The organism is Bartonella heixiaziensis, assembly GCF_046245125.2.
Taxonomy (GTDB): Bacteria; Pseudomonadota; Alphaproteobacteria; order Rhizobiales; family Rhizobiaceae; genus Bartonella; species Bartonella heixiaziensis.
Window position 1 is genome coordinate 1,645,832 of the sequence record NZ_CP176404.1, and the last position, 20,319, is coordinate 1,666,150.

Annotated in this window: 22 protein-coding genes, 1 tRNA gene, 1 other RNA gene and 1 pseudogene; 13 read left to right on the forward strand and 12 right to left on the reverse strand. The window is 43.2% G+C overall.

Annotated features, from left to right (window positions below; translation table 11 throughout):
- The first annotated feature begins 288 nt into the window (after window positions 1-288).
- Complete coding sequence (locus ACKC4Y_RS07150; protein ID WP_409361074.1) at window positions 289-585, forward strand: helix-turn-helix domain-containing protein; 297 nt, start codon at window positions 289-291, stop codon at window positions 583-585.
- 1,435 nt (window positions 586-2,020) lie between these two features.
- On the opposite strand, the gene ACKC4Y_RS07155 is transcribed toward ACKC4Y_RS07150, so the two are convergent.
- Window positions 2,021-2,305, reverse strand: a complete 285-nt coding sequence (locus ACKC4Y_RS07155) for a helix-turn-helix domain-containing protein (RefSeq protein ID WP_409361075.1) — start codon at window positions 2,303-2,305, stop codon at window positions 2,021-2,023.
- A gap of 544 nt (window positions 2,306-2,849) precedes the next feature.
- Here ACKC4Y_RS07155 and ACKC4Y_RS07160 point away from each other — a divergent pair.
- From ACKC4Y_RS07160 to ACKC4Y_RS07200, 9 genes and pseudogenes are all read left to right on the forward strand, one after another.
- Window positions 2,850-3,458 (forward strand): fumarylacetoacetate hydrolase family protein, encoded by a 609-nt coding sequence (locus ACKC4Y_RS07160; protein ID WP_409361076.1) that lies wholly within the window; start codon window positions 2,850-2,852, stop codon window positions 3,456-3,458.
- Window positions 3,459-3,520: 62 nt separating this feature from the next.
- A complete protein-coding gene (locus ACKC4Y_RS07165; RefSeq protein WP_409362165.1) occupies window positions 3,521-3,718 on the forward strand; it encodes a hypothetical protein in 198 nt (65 codons plus the stop codon).
- Window positions 3,684-4,085 (forward strand): LysE family translocator, encoded by a 402-nt coding sequence (locus ACKC4Y_RS07170; RefSeq protein WP_409361077.1) that lies wholly within the window; start codon window positions 3,684-3,686, stop codon window positions 4,083-4,085. Before ACKC4Y_RS07165 ends, ACKC4Y_RS07170 begins: the two co-directional genes overlap by 35 nt.
- A 627-nt stretch (window positions 4,086-4,712) precedes the next feature.
- Window positions 4,713-5,194, forward strand: a pseudogene (locus ACKC4Y_RS07175) (tyrosine-type recombinase/integrase); the annotation flags it as partial.
- Window positions 5,195-5,776: 582 nt separating this feature from the next.
- Window positions 5,777-5,902 (forward strand): type B 50S ribosomal protein L36, encoded by a 126-nt coding sequence (gene ykgO / locus ACKC4Y_RS07180; protein WP_011181208.1) that lies wholly within the window; start codon window positions 5,777-5,779, stop codon window positions 5,900-5,902.
- Between the two features lie 146 nt (window positions 5,903-6,048).
- A complete protein-coding gene (locus ACKC4Y_RS07185; protein ID WP_409361078.1) occupies window positions 6,049-6,882 on the forward strand; it encodes a tetratricopeptide repeat protein in 834 nt (277 codons plus the stop codon).
- Between the two features lie 496 nt (window positions 6,883-7,378).
- A non-coding RNA gene (gene ssrS / locus ACKC4Y_RS07190) (6S RNA) lies at window positions 7,379-7,537 on the forward strand.
- A 165-nt stretch (window positions 7,538-7,702) separates the two neighbouring features.
- Window positions 7,703-8,311 carry a 5-formyltetrahydrofolate cyclo-ligase gene (locus ACKC4Y_RS07195; RefSeq protein WP_409362166.1) on the forward strand — a complete coding sequence of 203 codons (609 nt, stop codon included), beginning with the start codon at window positions 7,703-7,705 and terminating at the stop codon, window positions 8,309-8,311.
- An 18-nt stretch (window positions 8,312-8,329) separates the two neighbouring features.
- The gene (locus ACKC4Y_RS07200; protein ID WP_409361079.1) at window positions 8,330-9,151 is read left to right on the forward strand and encodes a TIGR00282 family metallophosphoesterase; all 822 of its coding nucleotides are present in this window, start codon (window positions 8,330-8,332) and stop codon (window positions 9,149-9,151) included.
- Between the two features lie 306 nt (window positions 9,152-9,457).
- Here ACKC4Y_RS07200 and murA read toward each other — a convergent pair whose 3' ends face one another.
- Together murA and ACKC4Y_RS07210 are read right to left on the reverse strand one after the other, a co-directional pair.
- On the reverse strand, window positions 9,458-10,753 hold the full coding sequence (murA, locus tag ACKC4Y_RS07205; RefSeq protein WP_409361080.1) for a UDP-N-acetylglucosamine 1-carboxyvinyltransferase: 1,296 nt from the start codon (window positions 10,751-10,753) through the stop codon (window positions 9,458-9,460).
- Between the two features lie 140 nt (window positions 10,754-10,893).
- Window positions 10,894-11,052 (reverse strand): hypothetical protein, encoded by a 159-nt coding sequence (locus tag ACKC4Y_RS07210; protein WP_409362194.1) that lies wholly within the window; start codon window positions 11,050-11,052, stop codon window positions 10,894-10,896.
- A gap of 164 nt (window positions 11,053-11,216) precedes the next feature.
- Here ACKC4Y_RS07210 and ACKC4Y_RS07215 point away from each other — a divergent pair.
- Window positions 11,217-11,291, forward strand: a tRNA-Thr gene (locus ACKC4Y_RS07215).
- 122 nt (window positions 11,292-11,413) lie between these two features.
- On the opposite strand, the gene ACKC4Y_RS07220 is transcribed toward ACKC4Y_RS07215, so the two are convergent.
- The 6 genes from ACKC4Y_RS07220 to ACKC4Y_RS07245 form a co-directional block, all read right to left on the reverse strand.
- A complete protein-coding gene (locus ACKC4Y_RS07220) occupies window positions 11,414-11,596 on the reverse strand; it encodes a hypothetical protein (RefSeq protein WP_409361081.1) in 183 nt (60 codons plus the stop codon).
- A 331-nt stretch (window positions 11,597-11,927) separates the two neighbouring features.
- Window positions 11,928-12,116: a hypothetical protein gene (locus ACKC4Y_RS07225; protein WP_409361082.1), complete on the reverse strand. Its 189-nt coding sequence runs from the start codon at window positions 12,114-12,116 to the stop codon at window positions 11,928-11,930.
- Window positions 12,117-12,153: 37 nt separating this feature from the next.
- On the reverse strand, window positions 12,154-12,825 hold the full coding sequence (locus ACKC4Y_RS07230) for a lambda exonuclease family protein (protein ID WP_409361083.1): 672 nt from the start codon (window positions 12,823-12,825) through the stop codon (window positions 12,154-12,156).
- A gap of 1,176 nt (window positions 12,826-14,001) precedes the next feature.
- Window positions 14,002-14,199, reverse strand: a complete 198-nt coding sequence (locus ACKC4Y_RS07235) for a hypothetical protein (protein ID WP_409361084.1) — start codon at window positions 14,197-14,199, stop codon at window positions 14,002-14,004.
- A gap of 5 nt (window positions 14,200-14,204) precedes the next feature.
- Window positions 14,205-14,594, reverse strand: a complete 390-nt coding sequence (locus ACKC4Y_RS07240; RefSeq protein ID WP_409361085.1) for a hypothetical protein — start codon at window positions 14,592-14,594, stop codon at window positions 14,205-14,207.
- Between the two features lie 314 nt (window positions 14,595-14,908).
- Complete coding sequence (locus ACKC4Y_RS07245; protein ID WP_409361086.1) at window positions 14,909-15,226, reverse strand: XRE family transcriptional regulator; 318 nt, start codon at window positions 15,224-15,226, stop codon at window positions 14,909-14,911.
- A 462-nt stretch (window positions 15,227-15,688) separates the two neighbouring features.
- Between ACKC4Y_RS07245 and ACKC4Y_RS07250 the strand changes: the two genes are divergently transcribed.
- Both ACKC4Y_RS07250 and ACKC4Y_RS07255 read left to right on the forward strand, forming a co-directional pair.
- Window positions 15,689-16,897, forward strand: coding sequence for a DUF1376 domain-containing protein (locus tag ACKC4Y_RS07250; protein ID WP_409361087.1), 1,209 nt, complete (start codon window positions 15,689-15,691; stop codon window positions 16,895-16,897).
- Window positions 16,898-17,095: 198 nt separating this feature from the next.
- On the forward strand, window positions 17,096-19,057 hold the full coding sequence (locus tag ACKC4Y_RS07255; protein WP_409361088.1) for a toprim domain-containing protein: 1,962 nt from the start codon (window positions 17,096-17,098) through the stop codon (window positions 19,055-19,057).
- Window positions 19,058-19,237: 180 nt separating this feature from the next.
- Here the strand turns inward: ACKC4Y_RS07255 and ACKC4Y_RS07260 are convergent, their stop codons facing one another.
- The 3 genes from ACKC4Y_RS07260 to ACKC4Y_RS07270 all read right to left on the reverse strand — a co-directional run bounded on the left by ACKC4Y_RS07260 (window position 19,238) and on the right by ACKC4Y_RS07270 (window position 20,308).
- A complete protein-coding gene (locus tag ACKC4Y_RS07260) occupies window positions 19,238-19,588 on the reverse strand; it encodes a hypothetical protein (RefSeq protein WP_409361089.1) in 351 nt (116 codons plus the stop codon).
- A gap of 154 nt (window positions 19,589-19,742) precedes the next feature.
- Window positions 19,743-20,072: a hypothetical protein gene (locus ACKC4Y_RS07265; RefSeq protein ID WP_409361090.1), complete on the reverse strand. Its 330-nt coding sequence runs from the start codon at window positions 20,070-20,072 to the stop codon at window positions 19,743-19,745.
- A gap of 53 nt (window positions 20,073-20,125) precedes the next feature.
- A complete protein-coding gene (locus ACKC4Y_RS07270) occupies window positions 20,126-20,308 on the reverse strand; it encodes a hypothetical protein (RefSeq protein ID WP_409361091.1) in 183 nt (60 codons plus the stop codon).
- Window positions 20,309-20,319 lie beyond the last annotated feature (11 nt).

A 20,319-nucleotide genomic window follows, 5' to 3' on the forward strand; every position in this document is an offset into this window, starting at 1 on the left:
TATCCGCAACGACCCAAGAGGGATTCAAAAACCCTAAGCTCTAGCGTAAAATTAGCCCACTATGTAGGTTTCCTAGGTTTCCCAAGATTCCAGAAGATTTTGCTATGTCCAGGTGCTTTCAGCACTAAAAGCAAAAAAGCTGACTAGAGCTCAGTATTTTTGACTCCCAGAATACCAATGCGAGGGCGCTCGCAACCGCGGGGGGAGCCTAAAAGTGACAACCAAAAATCCACATTTAAACGACATTTTTATAGGAAAAAAATTCGCTTTCAAAGAACAATGCTAGGAATGTCGCAAAAGCAATTAGGCAGCCGGTTAGGTATAACTTTCCAACAAATTCAAAAGTATGAGAAAGGCTTGAATCGAGTGAGTGCGGGGCGCTTAAAGGAAATTGCCGATCTCCTCAATGTTCCCATTTCCTTTTTTTACATTGATCTCTCACCAAAAGAAAACGCCCCATATCATGATAACGAAAGAATATCGAATAAAGAAGAGCACATCCTTTTGAAAAGTTTCAGAATACTCAAACCTCAGAAACAGAAAGCAATTTTACAATTAATCTCTGATCAGAATGAAAATTTTTAAAGAATCCCTTGTCAAGGGATAAACTATTCTATAGGTTCTTTAAAAGAAAGAGGCTATTCCCCCCCACCGGATGTATTCCAATAGCCTCTTTCTTCAATAAAAATTTTTCCAATAAAAAGATGAGAGAAGATCTGTATGTGTTTTAGTGCGAGCTAAGTGCAATTTTGTACCAGTAACACTCTAGACCGGTAGCCGATTGGGTGAATGTGTGCATCACGAGATGCCTTACCAACCATCTTTCTATGAGTGATCACTATATTTTTGAGTAACGGTGTTCCTTCAAATAAGAGAAGCAACACTATGCGCGATTTTTTCATATCTTTTCCGCGTTTTTTAACACATTTGGCAGCGCGCTTGAATTGTGCTGAACGAATAAGCGTTCGCACAATTCAGATTCCCAAATCTTTAAAAAATTCATCTGCGTTACTGAAATATTTTCCTTTGCTAAATTTCCGTTCAGCTACAGCTTTACGTGTCCCCCGATTTGGAATAATCACATCGAATGTCCTCCCAAACCGGCACCCCTAAAGCCAGAACTGTCATTGTATTTGGTCTTTTCCAACTCTCAATGTTGCGGACTTGATATCATGGTTTTGGAGAGCTGGCATAAGAACACGCATGCTGCTCATTCACGCACTTACTTTCAAGAAACATCACTCAACGCCCCTCTCACGAACATCGTCCGTGAAAGGTATAACAAAAAACCCTTTGGGCTCTACTCCTTTTATGTCCATTTAGGAATAAACAATCATCACCCAAACCAGCACTCCCAAAGCCAGCTCCGCCCAAACCAGCATCGTCATTGTATTTGGTCTTCCAACTCTCAATGTTGCGAAACTGTTCTTACAGTGAAACGGTTCATAAAAAGGCAGAGTTGCGCCTTTCTCAAATGGTTTTTACCCACACACCAATCCCACTTGTAACGACAAGCGCGTGTTCTTCATGATCCACCATAAACAGATTTGCAAGAAGAGAAGCTTACGGCTTTTTATGTAAACGAGGGGACGCATTTCCAGAGAACTCTCGGCTAAGAATTCTGTATGCTATTGAGGATTTACTCAATGCACAGCGAAACCTAAACACCTTATGATGACGGTCAATCGTCTCAATGCTCACGCCAAGAGCAAAATAGGCAAACGGGTTTTATTCCCTCAAAGAGATTGCGTCATAATACAAAGGCACACGCTTTTTGGCTTGTGTAAGGGGAGAGAGATTCCGGCGCAGCATGAAACAGCAAACGCAGAGTAAAATCGCACAAGTCAAACCATAGAGGGGAAACGACGCAATCTTTACCCAACATTACGGCAACCGGCTAGGATTGTTTTTGAGAAAAATGCAAGAATGCTCAAGGAATGGGACATCTTGAGTAAAAACAGACGGTTTAAGCTTTTATGAAATATGGATCATGAGATCATGATTTTTAAAGCAGTGTTTCTTATCCCTCAGAAATCAACCACAAAATTGCCTTCCGTTTTTTAGGTTGCAGCATTCTGAAACTTTTCAAAAGGATGTGCTCTTCTTTGCTCGATATTGCTTCGTCATCATGGGTTGGGGCGTTTTCTTTTGGTGAGAGATCAGTATAAAAAAAGGAAAGTGGAACATTGAGGAGATCAGCAATTTCCTTTAAGCGCCCTGCACTCACACGATTTAAGCCTTTCTCATACTTTTGAATTTGTTGGAAAGTTATACCTAACCGGCTGCCTAATTGCTTTTGCGACATTCCTAGCATTGTTCTTTGAAAGCGAATTTTTTTCCTATAAAAATGTCGTAAAAATGTGGATTTTTGGTTGTCACTCTTAAAGCTTCCCCCGCTAGGTGCGAGCGCCCTCGCATTGGTATTCCGGGAGTTAAAAGTACTGACCTCGAATCAGCATTTTGCTTTTAGTGCTCATCGCACTTGGACATAGCAAAATCTCCCGGAATCCCGGGACACCCACAAAGTGGGTTCATTCTTATGTATCGAGGCTTCGGGCTTTTAATCCCTATTGATCGTTGCGTATGCGATCAAAACATCTATTACATAATAAAGTAATTTGGGGAGATTGACAACTAGAATGAAAGCAATGTTTCTTATCTCTCAAAGACTATAAGATTAGGCACTCTTCAAAAGAGAGACAATGCGAAAGGGCTGTCATCGCGGTTAGCCATTAACCCACACAATGCCTCTTTTTCAGAAAACGCAAAGCGTGATATAAGAAAAAATGTTGTTTGCAAAGTTCTCTCTTGCCTATACAAAAAGAAAATAAAAAATTTGGGGGTTTCCTATGAGAAATGACATTTACTGTGTTGGACTCAATTATGTTGAACATGTTCATGAACTAGGCAATACTGTTGAAGAGGAACCTGTTATCTTTAGCAAGCCAAACAGTTCACTCATCTTAGGCAATGAAATTTATCTCCCTGATTTTTCCAAAGAAATCCATTTTGAAACTGAAATTGTGCTCAAAATCTCAAAGGACGCTTTCATGGTCACGGAGGAAGAAGCAGAAAAATGCTATGATGCCGTAGCAATCGGTCTTGATCTCACAGCGCGGGATTTGCAAACAAAACTGAAAGGAAAAAGGCTTCCTTGGCTTTTATCGAAAGGATTTAAAGGCGCTGCATACGTCTCTGACTTCATAAACAAGGAAAAAATAAACAACCCAATAACCTTTGCAATGAAGTTGAATGGCGAAACAAGACAAGTTGGCAATACGAAAAATATGATCTTTAGCTTTGAGAAGATAATCTCATTTTTAAGTCACTACATTCAGCTAAGACGTGGTGATCTCATATACACAGGCACTCCACAGGGTGTCGGAAAACTTTCTCAGTTTGACAGAATAGAATTGTATCTCGAAAATCAATTAATTTCAGAGCTAAAAGTAAAATGAATCATCAAATACTGACCTTTTTCATTGTTTCATTTTTTTTAGTCATCTCACCGGGGCCGAATATGGCCCTTATCATCGATAATGCAACGAGATTGGGAAGAAAGAACGCATTTGTAAACGTTTTAGGATTGTGTACAGCAACATATGTGCATGGGGCATTTTCCATACTAGGTGTATCAGTGCTCATTCTCAACAACAAAACGCTGTTTTTTTTTAGTAAAACTCATGGGTGGCAGCTATTTATTATACATGGGCTTTAAATCAATTAAATCTGGAATACACAACTTAAATTCAAAAGAAAGAATATCAACGAATGAAAAGCATGCTACGAGTGAAACAAAGCTTTTAACCAGCTATAGAGACGGCTTTCTGACACAAATACTAAACCCCAAAGTATCAATATTCTATATAGCGGCCTTCCCGAAATTTTTATCTTCTGGTGGTGGCATTAAAAAAGGCTTTGAACTTGTAACCATACATTCCTTCAACATCTTTGCATGGTTTACCTTGATGACCATTTTTATATCATTTGCCAGCTCCGCTTTAAAAAAGCAGCGGGTAAAAGGCGCGATTAATATCGCGACAGGAACAGTTTTATCTCTGTTTTCTCTTTTCATTTTCTTATGAGACCATCCTCCTCGCCATCAAGAATGAAGATTCCTACCCCTACCCCGGGTCAGTAAACAGTCTATTCTCTCGCTTGGCGGGTTCCTCTTGCTTAACCCCCCTCATGTGGTTCATTTCATAGGCTCTACGGACAAGAAATCCCCATCCTGAAGACTTAACCACACTCTCTAAAAACACTGAACATGCAAAAGGGTTAAACATGCCTTAATCACCACCCTAAACAACAGTATTTTACGGCAAAACATGATAAGTTGACACTGAAATCTTGCCCTCACAATGAAGTATGGATTTATCTCTATCGCTTTTCATCTCGATATTTCATCCTCCACAAAGCTTATACGCCACTCCTTTTTCCTTATTTTTTTGTCATAAACTGAAATATACGTTCCTCTCACCTCCTCTTCAAATTTTAAGACATTGGAATGAAGTATGACCCCTCTGGCAAATTTTTCACCATCCCCCCTCAGCACACCATCCCCAAGAGGCAAGACACATTGCAGGTTATAGGTGCCTGCACACTTTATAAAGCAAGCCTGCACTTTCCTCATGGCTTTCTCTCATACGAGATCCAAATGGCTCCAAGTGGTTCACAAAACACCACCTTCTCCCTTAAGAATCTCCGCTCAAAACAAAGCCGGCTTTTCTGTTTGGACAGAAGAAGACATAAAGAAATATGATCAAAAATGGCACCATGGTACGCATGAATGCCTAGATTGACGTTCTTTTATGTACAGGTTTTTGAGACGAGGAGACGCTATTCGCATTAGCTGGAAAGACGTAAAAGAGAATATCATCCATCTCAAGACAAAGAAAAATAAATTCCAAACAGATGTTTTTCTTCTCATTTTGCCTGAAGGATCAGAAATCCTTAAAATCAGACCAATTGGCGATGAAATATTCATTTGTGGTAAAGAAGGTAAGAAACGAGCGAAGGAAAGCTTTGGACACATGTTTCATAAAGCAAGTATCAAAAATCAGCACACGGTTTGAGAAAATGAGCAGCTACCTGCGCCATAAACTCTAGTACAACAGTGTCACAATTTAAAGTACTTTTTGGCTGGACAGATGATAACATGGTATCTCTCTCTACAAAGAGTGCAGACCGTTAAAAAACTGCTCTTGAAGCAATCAAAAAGCTCCCAAATAACGAAACATTTCCCTCACATTTTATGTGCATGTTTATTTTATTATAAAATAAAATGCCAAACAAAGACAGCATCCCAACGATCTTCGAGAAATCCCCTCAAGAACCCCTCTCAAAACACACCACTCAAGGCCGTCCCTCCTCTCCCAAACATCTTTCCAGAAATGCGCCTCAAGAGCATACCGCCCTCTTCTTAAAGAGCCCGCCAAGCTCCCTTTCTCCGCAAGCTCTCTTCATACCCCTCTTCTCAACTGAGAGGGAATTTATAAGGGATGATTGCTTGACAAGAAGTCCACTTCTTGTTAGAAGCGTCGGAAATATTTTTACAACTTTCACTTATTTGTTGTGCTAATAAAGTGTGTTAATACATGCCTTTGTTTCGAGGGTGTGTTTTTCTTGTTTTATCACAGTGAAAAAGTGTGTGATATGATACAATCACAAGAGAGTGGTACAGTGTTATGGTTTTGGGATTATAATCTCAAAGTTATGGTATTGATAATGAAATTATAATATTGCGTTATATGAGTTTCTATAAACGGTGAGTATGATGAAAATTAAAAATTCGCTTAAAGCACTGAGGGAACGCCACCGTAACAATCGTTTGGTGCGTCGCAAAGGTCGTGTTTATATCCTAAACAAAACGAATCCACGTTTTAGAGCCCGTCAAGGTTAATGGTTCTAGGAGTTGGTGGTTTGTGTAGGCTGATGGTTTTTGTGCCTGCTTTTTTGCAGGCAGAAGGCCTTTTTTCGGAGTCTGCAGGTTTGTTTTTGGGTTATAAATCCGTTGTGTGATACCTCATCTGTTGAGGACTTGTTTTTATGAAGTTTTTTATCTTTTTAAAAACTTTACCATTACGGAGCTTTTGTATTTTCCGGCAAACTTTTTTGCCTTTTTTAGGTTTTTCACTCCCTTTAGGTTTTTCGTTTCCTTTTGTGGTTTTTTTCGTCGCTTTTGCGAGCAATATCTGTTTGATTTCTTCTGGATATGGACAAAGTCCTCCTTCCCTCCCCGAAGATTCTCTCTCTCCACAATTACTTTTGCCCTTGGACGATCTGATACCCAGCCCTTTCCCTTCTGCTCCAACTGCTCCTGATTCTGATACAACAGCAATCATTCTTGAAGATTCGGGCCCCCCACATCAGTCTCATGCACAAAGATCTGAACAGCGCAAAGAAGCGGAAATTTTACGTCTCCTGAAAGAATTGAAATTTTGTGCCAATGTCCATGAAGCGAAAAAAATAAGTCAGCAGTTACAACGTTTATGGTCACAATCGGGGAGTGACACGATTGATCTTTTGATGTCTTGGGCAGAAAATGCTATCAATGCCGACAATTATGGTCTTGCCCTTGATTACATTGATAACGCCCTTGCGCTTCAACCTGCTTATGCTGAAGCCTGGGTAAGACGTGCTTGGATTCATATTCAACTGAGTGATTTTAAACTTGCCATGCTTGACCTTAATCATGCTCTAAAACTTGAACCACGCAATTACATTGCATTCTTTGAGCTCGGCGTTACCATGGAAGCAACAGAGCGTCCACAACTTGCCATCAAAGCTTATGAAAAGGCACTTGAATACTATCCGCAAATGCAGAAGGTTCAAACGCGCATTCAGATGCTCTTAGACGAACACTCCCCCCAAGCACTCTGAACGAGAGACAAGCCTCGCAAAGCTCTGATAACGCCATTGCGTTTTAGCCTACTTATGCCGAAGCTTGGCTAAAACAGTTTGGGTTCACATACAACCGAGTAATTGTAAATTTGCCATGCTTGATCTTAATCATGCTCTAACACTTGCACCACACAATTATAGTGCATTCTTTGAGCATGAAACCATACCATGCAAGCAACTCAAGCCACTACACCTCGTTCTCAAAGCCACCGAAAAGGCAATTGAAGACACTCCACAAAGGCAGAAAGTTCAAACGCGCATTCACAGAGGCTCTGAGAACAACACTCTCCCCAAACACTCTAAACAAGAGACAAGCCCCGCAAAATCAATCCCCCAGAGAAGAGAAATGACTCCTGAAGATCATTCCTAAAAAAGAGAACAAATCCCCAAAATTGCATGAATATAAAGATAGAAGAATTGCATCATGGTCATTTTATCTCTAGCAGAAGATCTAAAACTACTTTATAGTAAGTGCGGTGTTCTGCGCTGCTCGACAGGAGATAACATATCCTGAGACCTTAGTGATCTCCAAGGGAGCTGTCCCTGATAAAGCCCGTGGGCTTTTTCATATGGCGCCCACCTAGTATATAGGTTCCCGGGGTCAACTTTTTCCATCGGCTGTTGTGGATCACCACTTTTTTTGCACAAATGAAGAAAGTTGTTATAATCCTTTTTCGGATGAAGCAAATCACCATGGTTTTTTCTAAGAAATTTGTGAGAACTTTTGGTGGTTTTAGGTGTTTCATTTATTACATCTTTGTTTCACCTTGTAGCCATTTATGGAATGATTGATAGAACAATGGCACAAAATATAAAAGATTCACAATCTGCTTCATTGGTTCGCTCACAGTTACGCAAAAGCGGTTTATCCAAGCGCGATGCACTTTCACCACAAGAACGCGAGATCTTTTCGCATCGTGCCTGCTCCCACCTGATACAGACTCTTGAACAAAGGGGGGAAGATTTTTCGCGGATGATTTTGGCATGCTATTGGCCCATCAAATCGGAAAGTGACCCACGTCCTTTGTTTAAACCTGTAACGGCACGTGGCGGATGTTTAGCTTTGCCAGCAGTGCTTGATTCCACCACCATGGTTTTTCGTGCATTTTCTCACAACACAGTGTTAGAGCCTATGCGCTTTGGCACATTGGGTCCGGGATCAGAAAACGCTGTTGTCGTGCCGAACTTTATCATTGTACCGCTTTCAGCGTTTGACAGCCAATGTCACCGTCTTGGTTATGGCGGGGGATATTATGATCGTGCTGTTGAAGCACTTGAAAAACAAGGGCATCAGATTTATTTATTGGGTTTAGGCTTTTCGTGTCAGGAAGTTTCGTGTATTCCCCATGCAGAACATGATCTGGTTTTAAAGGGAATTTTTACAGAAAAAGGTTTCTTAAAGCCTTAAAGTGTGATTAAAACGCTCATGCGTTTATTATTTTTAGGTGACATTGTTGGAGCAACGGGCTGTCGAGTTGTTTTTGAACAACTCCCACAGCTGATTGAGAAATGGCAACTTGATTTTGTTGTCGTCAATGGTGAAAATGCCTCCCATGGTTTTGGCATCACACAAGAGACGTATCAAGATCTTTTAGCAGTAGGTGTTGACGTTGTGACAACGGGCAACCATGCTTTTTCATGCAAAGAAACATTGCGCTATGCGCATGAGAGCGATCGTTTTTTACGCCCAGCCAATTTTTCCAAAGACACTCCTGGAAGAGGTTCAGGTATTTTTACGGCGAAGAACGGGGCTTGTGTCCTTGTTGCCAATCTTTTGGGGAGCGTTTTTATGCCGTGCAAAGCGGATGATCCCTTTGAAACAGCTGAAAAGATTTTATCCGCTTGCTCTTTGATGGATCAAGTAGATGCGATCCTTTTTGACTTTCACGCAGAAACGACGAGCGAAAAGCAATGTTTTGGGCATTTTCTTGATGGTCGTGTAAGCGTTATTGTCGGAACACATACCCATATTCCTACGGCTGACGCCCAAATTTTAGAAGGTGGCACTGCTTATTTGTCAGATGCGGGAATGTGTGGTGATTATAATTCATCTCTTGGAATGGATAAGGAAGAACCGTTGCACCGTTTTCTTTATAAGAAGAGGCAGAGCCGCTATGAGCCAGCACAAGGTCCAGCAACGCTTTGCGGTTTAGCAGTTGAGCTTTCAGACAAGACAGGTTTAGCGAAAAAGGTCTCAGCGGTAAGGATAGGTCCACATTTAAAGCCTGAAAGTCCAGATTTTTGGTAACACGCTTCAGGTATCCTTTTACCCCTTGGCATATTCTTCGGGGGGGTCTCTTTTTGCATCAGCCTTTGGGGAGAGCTCTCCTTTTTTAAGGAATCTGTTCAAGAAGAACCTTTCAAGAAAACTGCTCAAATCCCCGAAACAAGGATACCCAAAAATTTGCCCCCCAAAAGTTTCTGAAAGATCAGCTTTTTCATAAAAGGGTATTGCCCTCAAAGAAGCACTTCAAAACAGCTCTGCTCCGAAGAAAGTTTTCCGAAGCAATCTCTCCCCCAAAAAAACCGAAAAAGGATGTTCTCAAAGGGGGAGTTAAACTGATATGCGTTGAATGGTAGCGCCACACCGTGCTAATTTTTCTTCCAGCCGTTCAAACCCGCGATCAAGATGATACACACGATGAACGATGGTTTCTCCTTTTGCCGCCAATGCAGCAATAACAAGAGAGACAGAAGCACGCAAATCGGTAGCCATCACGGGAGCACCTTGTAGATTTTCTGTTCCATAAACGGTTGCTGTTTGTCCATCCAGTTTTATCTGCGCCCCCAAACGGGAAAGTTCTTGTATATGCATAAAGCGATTTTCGAAAACCGTTTCAGTGATCTGAGAGATTCCATCAGCACGTGTCATCAGTGCCATAAATTGGGCTTGGAGATCGGTTGGAAAAGCGGGATAAGGTCCTGTTTTAATATCCACAGGCATTATTTTTGTTTCTCTTGGATTCCGTTGAACGTGAATTCCTTCTGGTTTAATTTCGATATTAAGTCCGGTATTTTGAAGAACTCTCAGCACTTGGGTAAGATGGTTAGGATTTGCATTTTTGAGCAACACATCTCCACCAGCCATAGCCACAGCCATTGCATAAGTTCCAGCTTCAATTCGGTCAGGGATAACGTGTATTCTAGCCCCAACAAGTTTTTTGACACCTTCGATTGTGAGTGTTGATGTCCCTTCACCAATTATTTTTGCACCCATTGCGTTAAGGGCGTGGATAAGGTTTTTCACCTCTGGTTCACAAGCAGCATTATAGAGGACAGTTTTTCCGTTTGCGGTTGCGGCCGCCATGAGCAAAACATGTGTTCCACCGACCGTGACTTTAGGGAAACGATACTCAGCACCTTTTAATCCTCTTGGAGCTTTTGCATGCACATATCCATTTTTGATAGCAATCTGCGCTCCCAAAGTTTTAAGTCCCTCGAGGATAAAATCGACAGGTCTGGTTCCGATAGCACATCCACCGGGCAGAGAGACATAAGCCTCTCCGCACCGCGCAAGCAGGGGACCGATCACCCAAAAGCTTGCACGCATTTTTCTCACCAGTTCGTATGGTGCATGTGTCGTTGCTATTTTTTGTGCGGTAAAATGGATTATTCTTGAATCGGTGCAATCGCGATGGGCTTTTTGTCCTTCGACGCTATATCCAACACCGTGATTATTCAAGATACGGATGAGGAGTTCGACATCAGCAAGATGAGGAACATTCTCTAAAATGAGGGTTTCTTCGGTAAGCAAAGCAGCAATCATAAGAGGCAATGCAGCATTTTTCGCTCCCGAAATAGGAATACTCCCTTTGAGACTTTTTCCACCAATAATTTGAATAGAATCCATAGTAATTTTACTCTTTCCTTTGAGCTCCCCCTCCAAAGGCTTCGATTCCTTGGAAAGTTATTCTTAACACTGATCTTAAAACGAAACGTCACACGGTTTAGTTGCAAAAATGCCGTAAAAAAAACAAATTTTTAAGTTTTTCAGAGTTCACTCTGCGCTCTTTTCCGACTTTGCTCTTTTCGGCGTTTTAGGTTTTCACGCAATTGCTTTGCGAGCCGTTCTTGTCGTTTTTTTGCTTTCTCATCTTTATGATTCACTTTTTCTTGCTTTTGATTTTGATGCATTTGTGTCATTACCATTGTGCAACCTTTTGAGCCAGTTTGAGCTTTATTTAAGCAACACAGTACTGTTTTATAAGGAATGTATGTCATGACACAAGAAAGGTTTTCTTTCAAGAATGCATAAATGCTCTCTTGCCTATTTTCCAACAATATGGCACAAGGCAGCGCAAAGGTTGAAAAATGCTGCGGTAGCTCAGTGGTAGAGCACTCCCTTGGTAAGGGAGAGGTCGAGAGTTCGATCCTCTCTCGCAGCACCATTCCCTTATTGCATACCATTTTTCCACCACATCATTGTCCACCGCACCATGTTGTGGAGATTTTTTTGCGCATCCTCAGCACTATGCCCCCTTCTCTCCCTCCACACATGACACGCCTCCCCTCAAAAACCTACGCTCGTGTGCTCCTCCAAGGCATTTTCCCTTCTCATACCAAACCCTGTCTCGAAACGCTTAATTTGCTGAACCATCATTTCAAAGTCCCCATTAAAACGGTTGATCTCATTTTCAAGCTTACGTCTATAAGCTTCATCGCGATAGGCGCATTTAATCAAAAACCCACGCATGCACACACTTCAACTCAAGCATTGCCCCTCTTCAAAAGCCCCCATGCTCCTCATTCCTTTCCAGCCCATGCTTCACCCCCTCTTTCCATCCGCACGCCGCACCACTTTTTACCTCCCATCTTACGCACCTTCGAACATGCCCTTTGCATTGCATCTTTAAGGGACACGCATAATGCACAATCCTTTTACTTCCCCCTTTTACAGTTTTACATTTTATCGTTTTTACGATTACACAGAAAACAGGAGAGAAGATTCTAATAAAAACCACGGGGGAATTTGCTCCGATCATCCACACCGTCCTCCACCCTCCTCACCACTGACTTTCCCCTCATCAGCGCTCCACCACCAGAGACCACTTCACAGACAACCACACAATCCATACTCCCCCAGAATCCTTCCCATTCTTTCGCTTACTTTGCGTCGTGTTCTCCACCCCACAAAGAGCCAATCTCATCGACAACCGTCCCCCCCATGCTCCCCCACCATCTCCTTCGTCACGCTCCCCGCAAAAACCCCACACACATGCACAACACCTCAGCCCCAAGCATTTCCTCCCCTCAAAAACCCACGTTCGTGTACTCCTCTAAAGCTTTTTCCCTTCTTATGCCAAACCTTGTCTCGAAACGCTTAATTTGCTGAACCATCATCTCCAAGTCCTCATTAAAACGGTTGATCTCATTTTCAAGCTTACGTATATAGGCTTCATCACGATAGGCGCGTTTAATCAAAGGCGGCATATCAGGCCAATAGAGCATCAAATCCACCCATTCGCGTTGAGCAATCCACAATCCTCCTTGACACTGTGCTTTATGCTCTTCTGGAAAAGTTTTTTGAGCGTAATGAGGGATGAGGATTTCGGGTTTTTTGGTTTTAATTTCCAACAGTCCATTTGTTCCAATAAACGCATCGGGAGAAAAACCTTTCCTACGATCATCCGCCAGAACGAATCCGATACATTCAGGCTCTGTATTTGTGAATGAGCCATAAAGCTGCCGCGCACTTGGTTCTAATTCTGTTCCGCGTCGCATAGAAAGCGTTGTCCCCTCTTCGACGGTTTTGCCCGTGACTCTTTCTCCAGCAAGCCTCATCATGACGGAATGATATTTTGAGGTTTTTTGCCCTTGTTTTTTGCGTGCCATAACCATTTCAAACAAAGAAGCTGTAATCAAGCCATTACGCGCTTGATGCCATTCCTCTGTTCCTTGAAGACAATCGATAATAATTGGCATGGATTTCCCTCTCTTTTAAACCCTTTGCTCTTTGAAAATCCCATTGATCTCTTTATGAAGCGCCCCTTTTTTTGAGATTCACCCCAACTTTTTAAGACATTTGGCGATTGATCCATCACGATTTTTTCCTTTTACCGCTGAGCAAAAGTAACTTTTCCGTGTGTTGCGCACTTTTCAATGTTCTCTTTGTGAATTTTGTAAGCGCTCTTTGCATGTCGCAAGAAAGTAAACAATGCCCCTTTTTGCATCTATGCTTTATGAGGTATAAGAACTTTTACATGCTCCATAAGCACGCACCCGCAAATCCCCCCATAAAACACGCATCCACATTTCCCGTCAGTAAAGCGCCCACATGCTCCCGCATAAAGGCGCCTCCTCCCAAGAGAACAGAACCAAAATATAAGCTCTCTCCTCTGGCTCAAGAGCCAAAAGAACTTTCTCCCATGGGGGAACTCCTTTAAGCACATGGGCTCCACACACCCACATTCCCGCTAAGCCGAGCGCTCCATGTCTCCCCTACAGAAAGGCTTCTCCCAAAGCCCCCGCTTCAACGTTTTCTCCCAGAAGCGGACCCATGAACACACTGCCCACGTATCACCACCTCGAGAACTTTCTTATAGAGACGTTCTCACCGGAATACTTCTCTCTTGCAGTTTCTCCTAGACACTCCTTCCCTCAGCAAAAAACAGAGCCCAAGAAAACTCTCTCTCCTGCTCGAGCACGAAGAGCTGCCTCCTTGAGATTATACCGCTTGGCGAGTATCTCCCCCTTGAAAGTATCCTCCTATGAGAGCATGCCCCCTTGCGAAGGTACCTCCCCCTTAAGCACATGGATCCAGGCGCTTTATCCACACTCCTCTCCCTTCAAAGCACAAAGCTCCTTTTTCAAAACACCTTGCGTATTTTATCTCTCTCAGAGAGCTCTATCCAGAAGTCCCTGAAGTTGGATACCGCCCTTCAGGGATTGCCCCCTCATGAGAAACCATATGAGCGGGGCCCCCATAAGCAAACCCCATAAAGCACACCCACACAAACGCTCCTCATAAAGCACGCATCCACATCTTCCGCTAAGCCGAGCAGCTCCATGCCTCCCCCACATAAAAGGTGCCTCCCAAAGCCCCCGCTTCAACGCTTACCCCCTTGCTGTCCTCCCCCCCTTTGTCAACGAAAATGCTTCTCACTCCTGCTGTTGCACAACGGAAAAATCGTCTCGCTGATATTCCTGAGCCAAATTTTTCGCGACACACTCTGCAACCTGTTGCGATATGAAAAGGACAGCATTGTGCTTTTGTGGTTCGAGTCTGATTGTATTTTGAGTATTTCCAGCATAGTAAAGCGGAAATCCCTGATAAAAAGTCTTAAGATAACTTGCCATGATTTTTACCACCAATAGTCGTTCAACACATCACAGGGACGCAAACGATGCTGTTTTTCGTAAGAACCATAGAGATTATCTTCATAATCACGCGCCACTTTTTCATCTAAACAGACGTGGTAGACATCACTATTGAGAATGAATGGCTGGAGTTGGCTATTTTGTTCGTCAATTTCGTGATTCATGACGTAGGCATCAGCGATTTGTTCACTGACATCATCAGCATGAAGTGTTGTGAGATCAAGACGTAGGATTCTATGAACAGTTTCACGTTCTTCAATAAATTCCAAAACTTCTTCGGCTTGATCGAATGGTCCCTCAACAGCATCACAGCTCTCATCTTCACAAAGAAGTATGATAATTTCATCCTCTTTAACGAATGGCATATTTTTCATGATTTCCCCCTTTTGTATAGTTGATAACGCAGAGCTTTGACTTGACAAGGTCAAATATAGCGTTAGTCTTATCTCCTCTATGGGAGATATGTCAATTACTATTATCCTTAATAAAAGATATAATTTCAGTCTTTACGACGTTCAAACGGCGTGTGTGAATAAAAACTTGCCCTCCTTTTATTCACCGAATGCCCTTGTGTTGTTCTCTATTTGTTCTTACCCCTCGCAACCACCAACAGACAGGAGAGCTAAAATGAGTGATTTAGAATTGATCCAATACTGGTCCACTCTTGACGCAAAAACACAGAAAGAACTTATTCTGATGCTTCGCCAGTTGGTCGCCGCAAAAGAGTTAAAATTGCCTGTCTTTCTTCAGGAGAAAGCTTTGAAATAAGATCTATGAACTCTTTATCTTCCAAACTAGCCCCCTCTCCGTAAAGGATATAATTCATACTGACATTAATTTCATGACAAACACGTGAGAGGGATTCAATTGTTGGTTCCTTCCCTTCAGCAAGAATAGAATGAAGGTACCCAGCACCTTTACCGGCTGCGAGGGAGATAGATCTTTTTGACCGGCCAGTTTTTTTGAGTGTTGCACTTAATCTTTGACGCCAACCATCGATATTCATAGCTTCACCATATAGCGCATCTTTTTAAAAAAACACGTCCTTTTTGTAAAACGAGCTTGCAATATCCTCTAAAAAGGATAGAATTAAAGAAAACAAATTTTACTTTTTAAGGGGGGATAAAAGCGCATTTCTTAAGTCAAACGAACGTTTTACCACCCCAAAGGCTGCAAAAAGGCGCCCCCCGAAAGCCCATGCGTCTCAAGTATTGTACTCTTTATCCTTTGTCATCTATACAATCTCAAACTGTAGGGTTGCATGCACCTGAACATGCAAAGGTCATCTGTTAGAATCCATAAAGCCCTTTTGAGAGAGCACGTCCTCTAACAGACCAAAACGGGACAAAACCGAAACACTTCACTCAAGCGTATAAACTTTAATGAAACATCAACGCCTGCCAAAAACATTGTTTTCGATTTTGTTGTGAATGGAAATATATAAAAAAAGAAGAAAGCGGATTGAAGTATGCAACACGCCAATCAACAAGAAACTCCACACTATGAATCGTCTACGCTTCCTTATGTTTGTTGGTATCAGAATGATTTTCTAGGGGGTGTTCGCGGAATGCGTGCACATGAGATTGGAATTTATACGATTCTTCTCAACGAAATGTACGCACGAGGTCGTCCTCTAGAGTTATCGGTAGAACGTTTAGCGCGTCTTTGCGGTTGTGACAAGCGAACTTTTGTGAATGTTTTAGAAATGCTGATAGAAGAGGGAAAAATTTTAAATTTAGCGAATGGTTTATGGAATAAGCGCTGCGAAAATGTGTTTCACGAGCGAGCAAAGTTGCTTGAACAGAAATCCTTTGCGGGTCGTTCTTCGGCACAAAAACGCAAGAAAATCAATGCCAAAGTTCAACAACTGCTCAACGAAAGTGCAAGAGATGATAAACAAAGCTCAGAATCTCAGAAGGGAGAAGAAAAAGAAACACCTCACGGTGTTTCAGAAAAGAATTTTTTTTTAGCCAAGACAAAAGAGGAAAAAGCGCAAGAAGCAACAAAAGCAAATCTCTGTTTTTCTCCCACACAAAGCAAACCTTCACCGCACCTCTTTCACGAACAAGAGCAGGATTCCCCTGCTCCAACCTTTAGTGAAAACATAAAAGCCCCCTCCAGCATTAACGAGGAAGGAGAAAACTTTCTCTACTCTCATGGGGCAACAGAAAACCCTACTGATGCAAGTGCAAGCCCCCAAAACCCACACATGAACACAAAGCACACCTCCGCCTCATCGGCAAACACACAAAGCTCCACCCACTCCAAGCCAAGCTCAGACAGCTCCCGAGACAACCAAACACACTCCAGCAGTCAAACCAAAAGCCGCACAACGACCCTCAAAGGAGCAACTCTCAAAGGGCACCGCCTCCCTGACGATTGGCAAGCAGACATCAAGGCAGCGATTTCAGAAGGCCTGAGTGAAGAGCAAGCGCATTGGCAAGAAAAGAAATTTCGCGATTATTGGCATGCCAAAAGTGGCAAAGAAGCGCTTAAAGTCGATTGGCAAGCAACATGGCGCAACTGGTTTCGCCGTGAGATTGAACGGATAAAAGAACATCAGGAAAGACTGAGCGTTTTTGCCGCTCACTCCCCCAAGAATCCCAAAATCTTAAACCCGCAATACAGCGAAACTGATGACATTTACAAAACTCTCATCAACTACCAAACGAAATAACCATAAATACAATTTTTGAAATCAAACCACCCATCATGCAATAAACCTCACCCTAAAATTTAAGCGGATAAAGAACATCAAAAAAGACTGAGTGTTTTTTCTGCTCACTCCCCCCCAAAAACCTAGAATCCTAAGCCCACAAGTCAGCAGCACTGAATTCCCTTCATCGAAATCCTAACCACAACCACAGGCATGAATATGAGCACAATTTTTGAAATCAAACAGAAGCTTATCTCTCAAGCCAGAGTGATAGCAGAAACGCTTTTGCCAAGAGGATATAAACGTGGCAATGATTGGATTGTAGGGAGCACACGCGGTGAAGCAGGTCAAAGTTTATCGGTGTGCTTGAGTGGTGATAAAGCGGGGCTTTGGTATGATTTTGCGGAAGGCAGCGGTGGTGACCTTTTAGATCTTTGGTGTGCAGTCAAAGGGATAAGCCTCTCTCAAGCTTTAGAGGAAGCGCGTGCCTTCCTCAATCTTACACGTCAAAAACCCTTTATGGCACCCCATCGCTCCTATCGACGTCCCCCAACTCCAAAAGGGAGCACGCCGCAGAATTTGGTAAAAACCTACCTCAACAAAGAACGCCATATCCCTCTTGAGATTTTAAAGCGTTACCGGATAAGGGAAGAAGGAAATAAGATTATTTTTCCCTTTTATAAGCCGGATGGCACCCTCGCTTTGGTAAAAGAACGGTTAGCACAAGCAGGAGCGAAAGCAAAACCAACAGCAGCACAATGTGAACCAATTTTATTTGGCTGGCAAGCTCTCTACCCCGCAAACCAACCCCACACCACCACAGATCAACCCCGCACCACCACAGATCACCCCCGCACCACCACAGACCAACCCCGCACCACCATACAGCAGACTTTTTCCTCGACAAATCGTACCCTTGTCATCACTGAAGGAGAAATTGATGCGCTTTCGTTAGCAGCCTATGGATATCCGGCAGTTTCGGTACCGTTTGGCGGCGGCAGTGGAGGAAAACACAACTGGATTGAAAATGAATTTGACCATTTAGAAGCTTTTGAAACGATTTTTTTAGCCACCGATATGGACAAACCCGGTGAAGAAGCAGCACGTGAAATTGCCAGCAGGCTTGGTCGCCACCGTTGCTACCGTGTCCGCTTACCCCAAAAGGATGCCAATGACTGCTTAACCGCTGGTGTTGATGCCGCCACCATAAAAGCCGCCTTTTCCTCCGCAACAAGCTTTGCACCAGAAGGATTAAGGCGCGCCTCAGACTATAAAGATCAAGTGATAGGACTGTTTTGGCCAACCCCTGAACAGCATCTTGGTTACACGGTTCCCTATCCTAAACTCAACGGAAAGTTGTATTTTCGTCCAGCGGAATTAACACTTTGGAGCGGTGCGAGTGGTGCTGGAAAGAGCCAACTGTTATCAGACTGTATTCCCCACTGGATTTCCCAAAAGAGCCGCCTTTGCATAGCCTCACTAGAAATGAAAGGAGAACAATCGCTACGCCGTTTAACCAAACAAACAGGAGGCGTAGAGCAGCCAACAACAGAGATGATTGAGCGGGTTCTGCATTTTTTAGACGAAGGACTGCTGCTTTATGAGCATGTTGGCAAATCGAGCGTCGACACATTGCTAGATGTGTTTGACTATTGCCGCGCGCGCTATGGCTGTGATCAATTTATCATCGACAGTCTGATGCGGCTAGGCATCTCCTCCGATGACTATGCGGGACAAGAACAAGCCGTTTATAAAATGGTTGATTGGGCTGTTTTAAACGCGGTGCATATTCACCTTGTTGCCCATGCCCGTAAAGGAGGACTGGAGAAAGATATCCCTGGTACGGAAGATATTAAAGGCGCCTCAGAAATTGGCGCCAATGCCTTTAACATCATCACCATTTGGCGCAATCGTCCGTTAGAAGACAAAATCTTTGCCGCATCACTCAGGGAAGAAAAAGCAGAATTAGCCAAACGCCCTGGCGTTATTATGAATATCGCAAAACAACGTTCCGGAGATTTTGAAGGCAAAATTGGTCTTTGGTTTGACCCCAAAACCTACCGCTATCGCTGTTCCTCTGAACACCCCCTCACTCCAAGGCGTTATCTTGAACGCAAAACCAACACCACTTGCTTCAAAAACCAATCCCACACAACACCAACACACCTTACACCCTCCTGAACAAACAAAGGGACAATTCCAACAATGACCACAATCACCCCATTGTTCGAGATCACAAACCAGCAAACCCCCATATGTTTCGCTCCATTATGCGCCAATCCAACGACAAGTCCAACAATGCAGCCAAACACCAATCACTTCAAGAACCAAGCCCAAAGAATACGAACACACCTTATTCCCTCATAAATAAAACCAAAGGTAAATCCAAAAATGAGATAAAACACCCAATCTCTCGAGAACCAGAGCGCGCTCAACCCCATATGCTCCACTCCCACACGCGTACAAAGAAGGATCGCTCCCACAATGGCGCCAAACACAAACACATTCGATAACCACAAACAACGCGTCACCACCCCATCCTGCCGCCCTCTCATCCGCCAAATCAAGGACCGCTCCAACAATGCAGCAAACACCAACCCCATTATGAACAATCCCCGCGGAGCACCCATACTTCTCACCCCGACAAGAGAAAAAACAAGCACCACTCCAACAATACAGAAAAACAGCACTGCCTTCAAAAACACGCCCCACGGTACAGCCATACTCCCCGCTCCTTCAGAAGTAAAAATTAAAAACAACGCCCAAAATGCAACAAAACACCAATCACTTCAAGAACCAAGCCCAAAGAATACGAACACACCTTATTCCCTCATAAGAAAAAGGAAGGGTAAATCCAAAAATGACATTAAACACCCAATCTCTCGAGAACCAAAGCGTGCTCAACCCCATATGCTCTGCTCCCATATGCGTAAAAAAAAGGACGACTCCAGCAATGCAGCCAAACACCAACACATTCGATAACCACAAACAACGCGACGCCACCCCATCCTGCCGCTCCGTTATGCGCCAAATTAAGAACAGCGCCAACACTGCAACAAACACCAACCCCACCAAGAATAATACCCACATAACTCCCATACTTCCCGCTCCCACAAGAGCAAAACCAAGGAAACCGCCAATAACGCAGCAAAACACCAATCACTTCAAGAACCAAGCCCAGAGAATACGAACACACCTTATTCCCTCATAAGAAAAAGGAAGGATAAATCCAAAAATGACGTTTAACACTCAATCTCTCGAGAACCAAAGCATGCTCAACCCCATATGCTCTGCTCCCACACGCGTACAAAGAAAGGCAACACCCAAAATGCAACAAACACCGCCCCCGTCAAGAACAACACTCAAAACACAACACGCATACCCCCGCCCCCAATCTTCTTCGACACCCCGAGCAACCGTCCACCAAAACACCTCCCATCCCC